The sequence below is a fragment of the Streptomyces sp. NPDC033178 genome (assembly GCF_055577685.1).
In genome coordinates this window covers 471,780-485,274 of sequence record NZ_JBVIPT010000002.1, presented here as the reverse complement: position 1 = coordinate 485,274, position 13,495 = coordinate 471,780, and the positions used below count along the sequence as shown (strand labels likewise).

Below are 13,495 nucleotides of genomic sequence, written 5' to 3'. Positions count from 1 at the left end.
TCCGACGGTTATTAAGTACAGCACGAAACCAGGGCCTTCGAGAAGGCCGCCGTTTCCGTGCTTTAGAACCTATGGGGATTGCTGGGGCATGCGCAAACTATTTTCTCGACGAGTTTGAATCAGTCCTCGTCTGCACCGTCCTCAAGTTCCTGACCTGCGCAGATGGCGAGTACGTCGGTCCCGTAGCGGTTGAGCTTGCGGGCGCGGACCCCTGGGATGCGGGACAGCTCGACCGGAGTGGACGGCACCGCTTCCGCGATGGCCATCAGGGTCTTGTCCGTGAAGACGCAGAAGTCCGGCTGCCCGCTGCGCTGCGCCTGGACCGCCCGCCAGTCGCGCAACCGCTCGTAGAGGCCTTCGTCCATGTCGGACGGGCAGTCCTCGCAGCGCATCAGTTTCATCTCGCCGGCCTCGTTGAGGGTGCGGCCGCAGACCCGGCAGCGGGCGGGGGTGCGGTTCGCCCGTCGTGTGACGCCGGGGGCGCTGCCGGGAGCGCCGCGCTCGATACCGCCGGAGCCGAGGGCGCCTGCCGCGCCGGCGCGGTTCGCCGTGGTGACGGAGCCGGGGCGCAGTCCGTCGAGGAAGCGGCTGGGTCGCCGGTTGGGCCGGCCGCCAGGTGAGCGGGACAGCGCCCAGGAGACGGAGAGGTGCTCTCTGGCGCGGGTGACGCCGACGTAGAGAAGGCGGCGCTCCTCCTCGATCTGTTCGTCGGTCTTCGCGTAGGTGATGGGCATCATGCCTTCGGCGACGCCGACCAGGAACACGACGTCCCACTCCAGGCCTTTGGCGGAGTGGAGGGAGGCGAGGGTGACGCCCTGGACGGTGGGGGCGTGCTGGGCACCGGCGCGTTCGTCGAGTTCGGCCACGAGGTCGCCGAGGGTGGCGTCGGGTTTGGCGGCGGCGAAGTCCTGGGCCAGGTTGGCGAGGGCGGCGAGGGACTCCCAGCGCTCTCTGACGGCGCCGGAGCCCGCGGGGGGCTGGTGGGTCCAGCCGTCTCCCGACAGGACGGCTCGCACCTGCGAGGGCAGGTCGGGGGCGTCGTCGAGGAGTGAGTCGTTGCCACCGAAGCGGGCTGCTCCGCGCAGGGCGTGGATGGCTCTCTTCACCTCGGGCCGGTCGAAGAAGCGCTCGGCTCCCCGTAGTTGGTAGGGCACTGCGACGTCGGCGAGGGCCTGTTCGTAGGTCTCGGACTGCGAGTTCGTACGGAAGAGGATCGCGATCTCGCTCGCGGGGATGCCGGAGGCGATGAGGTCGCGGATGCGGCGGGCGGCGCCTTCGGCCTCGGCGGGTTCGTCGGTGTACTCGGTGTAGCCGGGTTCGGGGCCCGCGGTGCGCTGGGAGATCAGCTCCAGGCGGTGGTCGGCGGCGCGACCGCGGGCCTGGGCGAGCAGGCCGTTGGCGAGGTGGACGACCTGGGGGGTGGAGCGGTAGTCCCTGACGAGTTTGACGACCGTGGCTCCGGGGTGGCGGGTGCGGAAGTCGAGGAGGTGGTCGGGGGTTGCGCCGGTGAAGGAGTAGATGGTCTGGCTGGCGTCACCGACGACGCAGAGGCTGTCGCGCTCGCCGAGCCACAGTTCGAGGAGGCGCTGCTGGAGGGGGCTGACGTCCTGGTACTCGTCGACCACGAAGTGCTTGTACTGGGCGCGGACCGCTTCGGCGATGTCGTGCTGGTCCTGGAGGATGGCGACGGTCAGCAGCAGGACGTCTTCGAAGTCGATGACGCTGCGGTCGCGTTTGAGGTCCTCGTACGCGGCGTAGAGCTGGGCGATCTCGGCGCGGTCGCGGGGGGCTTCGCGGCCGGCCTTGGCCGCGGCGGCGGCGTAGTCGGAGGGGACGGTCTGGGTGACCTTGGACCATTCGATCTCGGCGGTGACGTCCCGCAGCTCGCCGCGGTCGAGGCGGACGCGGCAGCCGGCCGCGGCGTCGGCGACGAGCTGGATCTTGCGGTCGACGATCCGGGGCAGGCTGCCTCCGACTGCTTTCGGCCAGAAGTACTGGAGCTGGCGCAGGGCGGCGGAGTGGAAGGTGCGGGCCTGGACTCCGGAGACGCCGAGTTGGCGGAGGCGGCCGCGCATCTCTCCGGCGGCGCGGTTGGTGAAGGTGACGGCGAGCACGCTGGAGGGCTGGAGGATCCCTGCGCGTACTCCGTAGGCGATGCGGTGGGTGATGGCGCGGGTCTTGCCCGTACCGGCTCCTGCCAGCACGCACACCGGGCCGTGCAGGGCGGTGGCGACCTCGCGCTGCTCGGGGTCGAGCCCTTCCAGTACCGCGTCGGCCGTGTCAGGGGCCTGCGGGAAGAGGGTGGAATGCGTTGCTGCTGTCACCCCGCCATGCTGCCAGGTCGGCGGAGACGGGTGCGCCGGTTGTCCACAGGGAGGCGCTCGCAGTCGTACTAATGCGGCAGGCGCCCGGCTCGGCTCGGTCGGCAGGCGCCCGGCTCGGCGCCGACGGCACCGCCCCCTTTCGCCGAGGCCGTCTCCCGCCGTGTGTACCGGCTCGCTCCCTGCCGCGTACGGGAATGGCGGCCAGGTCGCGTACGTTCCATCTCTGCGAAGACCCACTCCCCTGCAGCGAAGGAGCATGAGAGACATGCTGGGCACTGTGACGATGTACAGCACCACGTGGTGTGGCTACTGCCGTCGGCTGAAGGGCCAGATGGACCGCGAGGGCATCACGTACAACGAGATCAACATCGAGCAGGACCCGGCGTCCGCTGCCTTCGTGGAGAAGGCGAACGGCGGGAACCAGACGGTTCCCACCGTCCTCTTCCCGGACGGTTCGACGCTGACGAACCCTTCGCTGGCGCAGGTCAAGCAGAAGATCGGCGCGTAGTCGGTACGTGCCTCAGGCGGCCGCTCCGCGCGTCGGCAGGGGCTTGCCATACCAGAGCTCGATCAGGCGGGCCGCAATCGAGATGCCGTACGGAGGCAGGACCTCCCCGGACTCGAAGGCGGCCCGCAGGTCTTCGCGGGAGAACCAGCGGGCTTCCTGGATCTCCTCGCCGTCGACGTTGATCTCCGCCGAGGTGGCGCGGGCCATGAAGCCCAGCATGAGGCTGGAGGGGAAGGGCCAGGGCTGGCTGGCGATGTACTCGACCTCGCCGACGGTGACGCCGGCCTCTTCGAAGACCTCGCGGCGGACCGACTGCTCGATGGACTCGCCGGGCTCGACGAATCCGGCGAGGGTGGAGAAGCGGCCTTCGGGCCAGTGGACCTGGCGGCCGAGGAGGATGCGGTCCTCGTGGTCGGTGACGGCCATGATCACGGCGGGGTCGGTGCGCGGGTAGTGCTCGGCGCCGCAGGCGGGGCAGCGGCGGATGTGGCCGGCCGCTGCGATCACGGTGCGTTCGCCGCAGCGGGAGCAGAAGCGGTGCAGGCGCTGCCAGTTCTCCAGGGCGACCGCGTGCACCATGAGGCCGGCGTCGCGCTGTGAGAGGAGCAGGCCGGCTTCGCGCAGGCCGGCCGCGCGCGCGGACTGGTCCATGCGGCCCGGAAGGGCGTCCTTCTGGAGTGCGAAGTAGCTGACGCCGTCGTCGTCGGTGCCCAGGAAGTAGCGGTGCGCCTCGGTGAGGGGCGCTTCGAAGGACGGGGTCATGACGAGTTCGGTGGTGCCGTCCGCCGTCTCGTCGATGAGGACCTGGCCGCCGGAGACCACGAAGGCGCGGGTGGTGGGGTGGCTCCACGCCGCGGCGAGCCAGGCCTCGTCGAGCCGGTGGTGGGCGGCCCGGTCGATGCCGCTCGGGGCGGTGAGCGAGATGGGACGGTCGGCGGTGTGGTCGGTCCAGGTGGTCACGGGTGCTTCCAACTCCCCCGGTGTAACGGTTGTTTCGTCGGGTGGTTCAGCCGGATGTACGGCGGGATGTGGCGGCGGGGCTTCTTCAGTGTGCATCGCGCCAGTTCTCGGCCAGGTCGCCCCACAGGTAGGCGGTGGTTTCGACGCCCTTGAGGAGCAGGTCGAGTTCGACCTTCTCGTTGGGTGCGTGCCAGCCGTCGGACGGGACCGAGATGCCGAGGAAGAGCACCGGTGCGGCGAGGACGTCCTGGAGGTCCGCGGCGGGCCCTGATCCTCCCTCGCGGGTGAAGCAGATCTCCTGCTCGAAGGCGCGGCCCATGGCGCGTGCGACGGACTGCAGTGCCGGGTGGTCGAGCGGTGTGAGGCACGGGCGGGTGGCGGCGGCGAAGGTGATCTCGTGGCGGATTCCGGCGGGCAGTCGCTCGGCGGTCCAGGCGCGGACGATCTTCTCGATGCGGTCGGGGTCCTGTCCGGCGACGAGCCGGAAGGAGAGCTTCACCATGGCCGAGGAGGGGATGATCGTCTTGCTGCCGGGGCCCTGGTAGCCGCCACCGATGCCGTTGACCTCGGCGGTCGGGCGGGCCCAGATCCGCTCCAGGGTGGTCTGTCCGGCCTCTCCGTGGGTGGCCGTCGACTTGGCGGTGCGCAGCCACTGTGCCTCGTCGAAAGGCAGTTGGGCGAAGAGTTCCCGCTCGCGGTCGGTGAGTTCGGCGATGCCTTCGTAGAAGCCGGGGACGGCCACGCGCGCGTGCTCGTCGTGCAGGGCGGCGACGAGGCGGGCGGCCGCGGTGGCTGGATTGGGTACGGCACCGCCGAAGGCGCCGGAGTGGATGTCCTGGTCGGGCCCGTACAGCGTGATCTCGCACTCGGCGAGGCCGCGCATGCCGGTGCACACGGTGGGGGTGTCCTCGGACCACATGCTGGTGTCGGAGACGATCACGGCGTCGGCGGTGAGGCGGTCCCTACGCTCTTCGACGAGTGCGCGGAAGTGCGGGGAGCCGGACTCCTCCTCGCCCTCGATGAGCAGCTTCAGGTGGACGGCGGGGGCGGTGCGGCCGGTGGCGGCGAGATGGGCGCGGACGCCGAGTGTGTGGAAGAACACCTGGCCCTTGTCGTCGGCGGCCCCGCGCGCGTGGAGGCGGTTGCCGCGGACGACGGGCTCGAAGGGGTCGCTGTCCCAGCCGTCCTCGCGGGCCGCGGGCTGTACGTCGTGGTGTCCGTAGACGAGGACCGTGGGTGCCTGCGGGTCGTCGGAGGGCCATTCCGCGAAGACGGCGGGGGCGCCGAGTGTCGCCCAGACCTCGCAGGTCGGGAAGCCGGTCTCCTGGAGTTTGGCGGCGAGCCAGTCGGCGCTGCGCCGTACGTCCGCGGCGTGTTCGGGCTGGGCCGACACGGACGGGATGCGCAGCCACTCGGCGAGGTCGTCGAGGAAGGCGGCGCGGTGCTGCTCGATGTACGCGCGGACGGCGCTGTCCGGAGTCTTGCTCATGGTCACGAGCCTAGCCGTCCACGCGCGCGTGCTGGTCCGGCGGTTCCTCGGGGACCCCATCGGGTGGTTCTTCGAGGAGGAGCCGCTCCAGTGCGGTCCGGTCGGGCAGGATCCCGGGGCGTACGACCTCGCCGCTGCGCACGTACAGGAAGGCGGCCTGTACGGATTCCAGGGGTACGCCGTGCTGCTCGGCCCAGGCGAGCCGGTAGAGGGCGAGCTGGAGGGGATCGGCGTTGCGGGCGCGGTTGGTCTTCCAGTCGACGATCTCGTACGTCGTCCCGTCGTCGTCTTCTTCTTTGTAGACGGCGTCGATGCGGCCCCGTACGACGCGTCCGGCGATCGCGAGCTGGAAGGGGGCCTCGACGCGGTAGGGGGTGCGGTGGGCGTACGGGGTGCGTTCGAAGGCCTCCTTGAGGGCTTTCAGGTCGCGTTCGTCGGCGATCTCGGCCTCGCTGCCGGGCAGTTCCTCCGGTTCCAGCATCGGCAGTCGCAGCTCTTCGAAGCGGGCCTCGACCCAGGCGTGGAAGCGGGTGCCGCGGCGGGCGGCCGGCTGGGGCGGGCGCGGCATGGGGCGCGCCAGTTCCTGTGCGAAGGCGTCCGGGTCGGCGGCCAGGCGCAGCAGCTGGGAGGCGGTCAGGGAGGCCGGCAGGATGACGTCTGTGACGCTTTCGCGTGCGCGCAGGAGCTCTCCGGTGAGGGCGTCCAGGTCGCGGTCCCAGGAGGCGATTGTGCGGGCTTCCTCCGGGGTGAGGTGCCTGGTCTCGGAGGCGGGGCGCGGCGTCTCCGGAGGGTGCGGGCGCGCGTCCGGGGAACGGGTGGGGGGCGCGTCCGGGGAACGGGTGGGGGGCGCGTCCGGGGACGGGGTGGGGTGGGGAACCCTGGGACGGTTCGTGGTCCACGAGTCCCAGTTCCCCTGGGCTGCCTCGTCTGTGAAATCGGTCTCTTCGTAGGGGTCCTCCCCGTAGGGGGGCTCGTCGTAAGGCGGTGCGTCATAGGGCGGTTCGTCGTAAGGCGGTTCGTCGTCCTCGGGCGGCGGCCAGTCCGGGTCGTCGTACGGCTCCGGGGTGTCGTGGGACGAGGGGTGGGCCGTCTCGTGGGAGTGGCCGGACTCCAGGTGGGCCAGGACCGTCTGTGCGGCCGCGCGTCGGCGGGCCATGGCTGCGTCGTCGAGCGGGAGGGGCCAGGCGTGGTCGCCGCCTGCCTCGTGCAACGCGGGGTTCTCCTCGGCCTCCTCGGGTTCGTCCGCCCAGGCTTCGATCTCGCCGTGCCCGGCCTCGCAGTGCTCGTACAGGGACCGCAGGAAGTCCGAGGGGCCGCGGGGCTTCTTCTGGGAGGGGCCCCACCAGTGGCCCGAGCCGAGCAGCAGGGAGCGGGGGCGGGTGAACGTGACGTAGCCGAGGCGGAGTTCCTCGGTGTGCTGGTGCTCCTTCATGGCCTCGTGGAAGGCCTTCATGCTGCGGGAGTCCCAGGCTCCGATGTCCGGCAGGGTGTCGGCGTCGCCGCGGAGTTCGTGCGGCAGGACCTTGCCCTGTGCGGTCCATTTCTCGCGGCCCTGGCTGCTGGGGAAGGTGCCGGTGACGAGGCCGGGGACCGCTACGACGTCCCACTCCAGGCCCTTGGACTTGTGCGCGGTGAGCACCTTGACGGTGTTCTCGCCGCCCGGCAGGGCGTTGTCGAGACCCTTCTCGTACTGGGCGGCGGTGCGCAGGAAGCCGAGGAAGGCGAGGAGGGTGGCCTCGCCGTCGTTGGCGGCGAAGGACGCGGCGATGTCCAGGAAGTTGGAGAGGGTCTCGCGGCGGCGGGCGGCCAGGGCGTGCGGGGACGCGGAGAGCTCCACCTCCAGGCCGGTGGTGGCGAGGACCCGGTGCAGGACGTCCATGAGGGGGTCGGAGAGCGAGCGGCGCAGGTCGCGCAGTTCGGTGGCGAGCCGTGCGAACCGTACGCGGGCGTCGGCGGAGAAGGGCAGGCCGTCGTCGTCCCCGTGGCCTCCGAGGGGTGTCTCCAGGAATGTGTCGAGGGCGTCCGCGAGCGAGATGATCTCGGCCGGGTCGATGCCCTCGACGGCGGCGGCGAGCCGCCGGTCGGGGTCGTCGTCGGCCCCCACGCGCGCGTGCGACACGAGAAGGCGTGCCCTGCGTCCCAGGAGGGCGAGGTCGCGGGCGCCGATGCGCCAGCGGGGGCCGGTGAGCAGGCGGACCAGCGAGGCGTTGGCGCCCGGGTCCTGGAGGACCTCGCAGACGGCGACCAGGTCGGCGACCTCGGGGAGGTGCAGCAGCCCGGAGAGGCCGACGACCTCCACGGGGATGTCGCGGGCCACGAGGGCGCCCTGGATCTCGGCGAAGTCGGTCGCGGTGCGGCACAGGACGGCGATCTCCCCCGGCGCCTTTCCGGTGCGCACGAGATGGGCGATGGAGTCGGCGAGCCAGTCCATCTCCTCGGCGTGGGTGCGCAGCAGGGCGCAGCGCACCATGCCGTCCCGCTCGGCGCCCGGGGCGGGGCGGAGGGCCTCCACGCCCGCGTGCAGGGCACGCAGGGGCTCGGCGAGGCCGTTGGCGAGGTCGAGGAGGCGGCCGCCGCTGCGGCGGTTCTCGCTGAGCGACTGGCGGGTCGCGGGGCGGCCGTCGGCGTGGGCGAAGTGCTCGGGGAAGTCGTCGAGGTTGGCGACGGAGGCGCCGCGCCAGCCGTAGATCGCCTGGCAGGGGTCGCCGACGGCGGTCACCGGGTGGCCCGTGCCGCTGCCGAACAGGCCCGCCAGGAGGATGCGCTGGGCCACGGAGGTGTCCTGGTACTCGTCGAGCAGGACCACTCGGAACTCGTCGCGCAGGATGCCGCCGACCTCGGGGCGGGTGCTGGCGAGGGTCGCGGAGAGGGCGATCTGGTCGCCGAAGTCGAGGAGGTCGCGCTCGCGTTTGGCGGCCCTGTAGCGGCTCACCAGTTCAGCCAGTTCACGCCGGGCGGCGGCCGTCTCGGGGACCTTGCGCAGGTCGGCGTTGGTGAGCTTGACGCTCTCCAGGTCGCGCAGCAGTGCGGCGTCGTGGGCCCGCAGGTCCCGGGGGTGTACGAGGTGTTCGGCGAGCTCGGCATCGAGCGTGAGGAGGTCGCTGACGAGGTCGGGGAAGGAGCGGGTGAGCGCGGGGTAGGGCCCGGGTGCCTCGCGCAGGACACGTGCGGCGAGCTGGTAGCGGGTCGCGTCGGCGAGGAGACGCGCGGTGGGTTCGAGCCCGATGCGCAGTCCGTGGTCGGTCAGCAGGCGGCCCGCGAAGGCGTGGTAGGTGGAGATGACCGGCTCGCCGGGCGGGTTGTCCGGATCGATCACGTCAGGGTCGGTGACGCCCGCCTTGATGAGGGCTTTCCGTACGCGCTCGGCGAGTTCGCCCGCCGCCTTGTTGGTGAAGGTCAGGCCGAGGACCTGCTCGGGGGCGACCTGTCCGGTGCCGACCAGCCACACCACGCGCGCGGCCATCACCGTGGTCTTGCCGGATCCGGCACCGGCCACGATCACCTGCGGGGCGGGCGGTGCGGTGATGCAGGCCGTCTGCTCCGGGGTGAACGGGATGCCGAGGAGCTCCTTGAGCTGCTCGGGATCAGAGATACGGGCTGGCACGTCAGAGAGGCTAGCCGCGCCCACTGACAGCCGGTGCCGAATCGGTGGCCGGGCCGGAGGATGCGCTGGTCAGCACGCGTGGTGCCGTACGTCACTTCACGTACGGCGGGAGCCCCACGAACGGCGGAACCTCTGCTACTGCGGATGTCCGCACCCACCCTCCGGGGCCCGCGCCCTGTCACTCGGCCGTGGCCGTTACTCGACCGCGCCCATCACCCGACCAGGCCTCTCACTCGACCACGTGCCGCCCTTCCGGCCGCGCGCTGCACGAGGCGCGGAACGCGCAGTGGGTGCAGTGCTGTCCGGTCGTCGGTGTGAACCGTTCGTCGAGGACCTTGCCCGCCGCGGTGGCGAGGAGGTCGCCGACCCACTCCCCCTCCAGCGGCTTCTGGGCCTGCACCTTGGGCAGGGTCTCGCCGCCGTCCTTCTTGGGGGCGCCCTGGCGGAGTTGGACGAGTTCGGCACCGCCCGAGTCGGGGCGTTCGCCCTCGAAGGCCTCGTCGACCGCGCCTTCGCGGACGGCGAGCTGGTAGACGGCGAGCTGCGGGTGGTGGGCCACGTCGGCCGCGCTCGGTGCCTGTTTGCCGGTCTTGAAGTCGACCACGTAGGCGCGGCCTTCGGCGTCCTGCTCGACGCGGTCCATGGAGCCGCGGATGCGTACTTCGTAGGAGCCCGCTTCGAGGGTGACGTCGAAGTCGTGCTCGCTCGCCACCGGCACGCGGCCCGCGCGGGCCCCGTTGGAATCGACGTGCCACTTCAGGAAGCGTTCGAGCGCCACGCGCGCGTGCTCCTTCTCCTGCGCCGACTTCCAGGGCGCGTCGAAGGCGAGCGCGTCCCACACGGAGTCGAGGCGCTCCATGAGGACGGCGAGGTCCGCGGGGGTGCGGCCGGAGGCGACCTCGTCGGCCAGGACGTGCACCACGTTGCCGAAGCCCTGGGCGACGGTCGCGGGGGCGTCGGCCTTCACCTCGCGGCCCAGGAACCACTGCAGGGCGCAGGTGTTGGCGAGCTGGTCGAGGGCGCTCCCGGACAGCACCACGGGATGGTCGCGGTCGCGCAGCGGCACCTTGCTCTCGGTCGGCTCGTACATGCCCCACCAACGGTACGGGTGCGCGGACGGCACGAGGGGGCGGCCGTCCTCGTCACCGAGCGCGGCGAGTCTGGCCAGCCGGCGGGCGGCGGCCTCCCTGAGGCGGTCCGAGACGCGTGGGTCGACCGTGGTGGCGCGCAGTTCGGCGACGAGCGCGGCGACGGACAGGGGGCGGCGGGGACGGCCCGTCGTGTCCTTGGGCTCCACGCCGAGTTCGGTGAGGAAGCGCGATGGCTGGTCTCCGTCGTCGGCCGGGGCCTTCACGGCGGTGACGACGAGGCGCTCACGCGCGCGCGTGGCGGCCACATAGAACAAACGGCGCTCTTCGGAGAGGAGTGCTCCGGGGGTCAGCGGCTCCGCGAGGCCGTCGCGTCCGATGCGGTCGGCCTCCAGGAGGGAGCCGCGGCGGCGCAGGTCGGGCCACAGACCCTCCTGGACACCCGCGACGACCACGAGGCGCCACTCCAGGCCCTTGGAGCGGTGTGCGGTCATCAGACGTACGGCGTCAGGGCGTACGGCCCTGCGAGTTAGGGTGTCGGCCGCGATGTCCTCGGCGTCGATCTCCTCCAGGAAGTTGAGGGCGCCGCGGCCTCCGGTGCGTTCCTCCGCGCGGGACGCGGTGGCGAACAGCGCGCACACGGCGTCGAGGTCGCGGTCCGCGTTGCGGCTGGCCGCGCCGCCGCGCCGGGCGGCCCGTTCCAGGCGCTGCGGCCACGGCGTGCCGTCCCACAGCTCCCAGAGCGCCTCCTCCGCCGTACCGCCGCCCGCGAGGCGCTCCCGTGCCTTCCGCAGCAGGGCGCCCAGACGCTGGGCTCCACGCGCGTACGACGGGTCGTGGGCGACCAGCCGCTCGGGCTCGGCCAGCGCCCGCGCCAGCAACTCGTCGGAGGGCGGCGGCACATGGTTGCCGGCGGCGCGCTCCTCCTCGCGCAGGGCGCGGCCCAGGCGGCGCAGATCGGCGGCGTCCATGCCGGCCAGCGGGGACGCGAGGAGGCTGAGCGCGGTCTCTGTGTCGAGCCAGGGCCTGTCGGGTGGGGGCGCTTCCGGCGCGGGTTCCTCGGAGGGGCCGGCGGCGCCATCGGGCTCCTCGTCAGGCGCGCCTGCTGCTTCGGCCGGTGCGCCGGCACCTTCGGAAGGTGTGTCCTGGTGGTCCGCGTCCGCGGGTTCATCCACCTCGGCTCGTACGCCCTCGTCGGGACGCGCATCGTCGTCAGCCCGTACGCCCTCGTCGGGACACACACCGTCGTCGGCCCGTACGTCTTCGTCAGCCCGTACGTCCTCATCGTCCTGTGGGTCTGCCGCCGCGCCCACAGTCCCCGTGTTCTCCGCCGTACCCGCGGTTCCCGAGCTCTCCGCCGCCGCCACCGCCCTGAGCGCCGTCAGGAGCGGTGACACCGCTGGTTCGTGCCGCAACGCCAGGTCGTCACCGTCGATGTCGAGGGGGACGCCGGCCGCGGTGAGGGTGCGGCGGATCGTCGGGATGGTGCGGGAGCCCGCGCGCACCAGGATGGCCATCTCGTTCCAGGGGACGCCGTCCTCCAGGTGGGCGCGGCGCAGGATGTCCGCGATGTTGTCCAGCTCGGTGCCGGGCGTCGGGTAGGTGTGGACCTCGACGCTGCCGCCGTCCCGTACGGGGGCCAACTCCCTGTGGGCGCGGACTTTCTCCGCGGGGAGGCGGGTCAGGGGCATGCGCTGGGTCAGCAGCCGGGTGGCCGCCAGGAGGCCGGCGCCGGACCTGCGTGAGGTCCTCAGGACCTCCATCGGTGCCGATGTACCGTCCGCGCGCGGGAAGGCCTCCGGGAACTGGAGGATGCCGTTCACGTCGGCGCCCCGGAATGTGTAGATCGACTGGTCGGGGTCGCCGAAGGCCACGAGGGTGCGGCCGCCGCCCGCGAGTGCGTGCAGCAGCCGTACCTGTGCCGGATCGGTGTCCTGGTACTCGTCCACGAGGACGGCGTCGTACTGGGCGGCGAGGCGCTCGGCGACCTCGGGGCGCCGGGCGAGCAGCACCGCGCGGTGCACCAGTTCCGCGTAGTCGAGGACTCCTTGCATGTCGAGGACGTCGAGGTACTCGGCGAGGAAGGCGGAGGCGGCGAGCCAGTCGGGGCGGCCGATGCGCCGCGCGAAGGCCTGGAGGGCGTCAGGGCCGAGGCCCAGTTCGCGGCTGCGGGCGAGGACCGCGCGGACCTCGTCGGCGAAGCCGCGCGTGGTGAGGCAGGCGCGGAGCTCGTCCGGCCAGCGCACATGGGCGAGGCCGAGCCGCTCCAGGCCGGGCTGGCCCGCGAGCAGTTCCCGTACCGCCACGTCCTGTTCGGGGCCGGAGAGCAGCCGCAGCGGCTCCACGAACAGGTCGCTGTCCTGGTGGGCGCGGACGAGGGCGTAGCAGAAGGAGTGGAAGGTCGTCGCCTGGGGCGCGCGGGCCGCTCCTATGCGCAGCGCCATGCGGTCGCGCAGTTCCACGGCGGCCTTGCGGCTGAATGTGAGCACCAGGATCCGCTCGGGGTCCGCGCCGCGTGCGATCCGCGCCGCGACGGACTCCACGAGTGTGGTCGTCTTGCCGGTGCCCGGACCTGCGAGGACGAGCAGCGGGCCGTGCTCGTGGTCAACCGCCGCGCGCTGCCCTGCGTCCAGCAGAGGGGGAGCCACCCTGGCCGGCGGGGTACGCACCAGTCGGTAAGCGCCACGGGCCCCCTGTCGCCCCTGGGGGTGCGACAGGCGCCTGGTGGAGGAAGAGGAGCTCACGTGGTTCGCCGGTCCTGGTGGGTGTGCTTGGGTCTGTCTCTGTCGACGCGGAACGCCGTCATTCAGGGGTGGTGCTGGGGCGACGGATGGAGGGACCCTCGTGCGTTGAGGGCGGTGGCCGCGGGATGAACGGGGTGCGCGCCGTCGACGCTACGCCGGTGAATGTGGTGGAAGCAGCGCTTCCTCTTGTTCCCACCAGGCACACACGTCACCCGCCTCACGAACGTACGCCATGTCACGGACGTGCCCCGCTTCCCCCGTACGGGCCACCGCCACCCCTCCTGACAGCTCGATGCCGGATGCTGTCAGGTGTGACCCTCCGTGCGCCCGCCGCCGTCCCACCGGGCCTGTTTCATGTCGACCCGCGGGAGATGGCCCTCGGAGGCCCTGCTCGCCTCCTTCAGGGGCGTGCCCTCGGCGCGGTAGTGCCCCAGTGCCTCCAGCTCGTGGCCGGGGAGCAGCTTGCCGTCCGCGCGTATGACCCGCCACCAGGGAACCGCTCCTCCGTAGAGGGCCATGACGCGGCCGACCTGTCGGGGCCCGCCCTCCTCCAGCCATTCGGCGACATCTCCGTACGTCATGACACGCCCGGGCGGGATCTGCTCGGCGACGTCGAGGACCCGCTCCGCGTACTCCGGCAGGGCGTCCGCCGGAAGGCTCTGCTCGCTCATCCGGCCCATCCTGCCCCAGAGCACCGACAATGTGACGTGGTGGCGACTGTGCGTATCCCTCGCCCCGGAGCAGCGCTTGGGGCAGACTGTGCGACCCCGCATTGCAC

The 13,495-nt window shown here is 72.0% G+C and carries 7 protein-coding genes; 1 reads left to right on the top strand and 6 read right to left on the bottom strand.

The features are described from left to right. Nucleotides 1-119 precede the first annotated feature (119 nt). Nucleotides 120-2,324 carry an ATP-dependent DNA helicase UvrD2 gene (locus tag ACZ5VQ_RS06025; protein WP_469103869.1) on the bottom strand — a complete coding sequence of 735 codons (2,205 nt, stop codon included), beginning with the start codon at nt 2,322-2,324 and terminating at the stop codon, nt 120-122. Nucleotides 2,325-2,589: 265 nt separating this feature from the next. Here ACZ5VQ_RS06025 and ACZ5VQ_RS06020 point away from each other — a divergent pair, with 265 nt between their 5' ends. Next, entirely contained in the window at nt 2,590-2,832 is a 243-nt protein-coding gene (locus ACZ5VQ_RS06020; protein ID WP_055610529.1) for a mycoredoxin, read from the top strand. Between the two features lie 12 nt (nt 2,833-2,844). Here the strand turns inward: ACZ5VQ_RS06020 and nudC are convergent, their stop codons facing one another. The 5 genes from nudC to ACZ5VQ_RS05995 all read right to left on the bottom strand — a co-directional run bounded on the left by nudC (nt 2,845) and on the right by ACZ5VQ_RS05995 (nt 13,388). Next, nucleotides 2,845-3,792, bottom strand: a complete 948-nt coding sequence (nudC, locus tag ACZ5VQ_RS06015; RefSeq protein WP_246575274.1) for an NAD(+) diphosphatase — start codon at nt 3,790-3,792, stop codon at nt 2,845-2,847. Between the two features lie 85 nt (nt 3,793-3,877). Further along, nucleotides 3,878-5,281 carry a dipeptidase gene (locus ACZ5VQ_RS06010; protein WP_469103868.1) on the bottom strand — a complete coding sequence of 468 codons (1,404 nt, stop codon included), beginning with the start codon at nt 5,279-5,281 and terminating at the stop codon, nt 3,878-3,880. A 10-nt stretch (nt 5,282-5,291) separates the two neighbouring features. Beyond that, entirely contained in the window at nt 5,292-8,885 is a 3,594-nt protein-coding gene (locus ACZ5VQ_RS06005) for a UvrD-helicase domain-containing protein (RefSeq protein ID WP_469103867.1), read from the bottom strand. Between the two features lie 229 nt (nt 8,886-9,114). Further along, nucleotides 9,115-12,717, bottom strand: a complete 3,603-nt coding sequence (locus tag ACZ5VQ_RS06000; RefSeq protein WP_469103866.1) for an ATP-dependent helicase — start codon at nt 12,715-12,717, stop codon at nt 9,115-9,117. A gap of 305 nt (nt 12,718-13,022) precedes the next feature. Then, the gene (locus ACZ5VQ_RS05995; protein WP_469103865.1) at nt 13,023-13,388 is read right to left on the bottom strand and encodes an MGMT family protein; all 366 of its coding nucleotides are present in this window, start codon (nt 13,386-13,388) and stop codon (nt 13,023-13,025) included. Between the last annotated feature and the right edge of the window lie 107 nt (nt 13,389-13,495).

Coding starts and splice junctions, on each gene's coding strand:
- ACZ5VQ_RS06020 (WP_055610529.1), top strand. CDS start 2,590: ATGCTGGGCACTGTGACGATGTACAGCACCACGTGGTGTGGCTACTGC.
- ACZ5VQ_RS06010 (WP_469103868.1), bottom strand. CDS start 5,281: ATGAGCAAGACTCCGGACAGCGCCGTCCGCGCGTACATCGAGCAGCAC.
- ACZ5VQ_RS05995 (WP_469103865.1), bottom strand. CDS start 13,388: ATGAGCGAGCAGAGCCTTCCGGCGGACGCCCTGCCGGAGTACGCGGAG.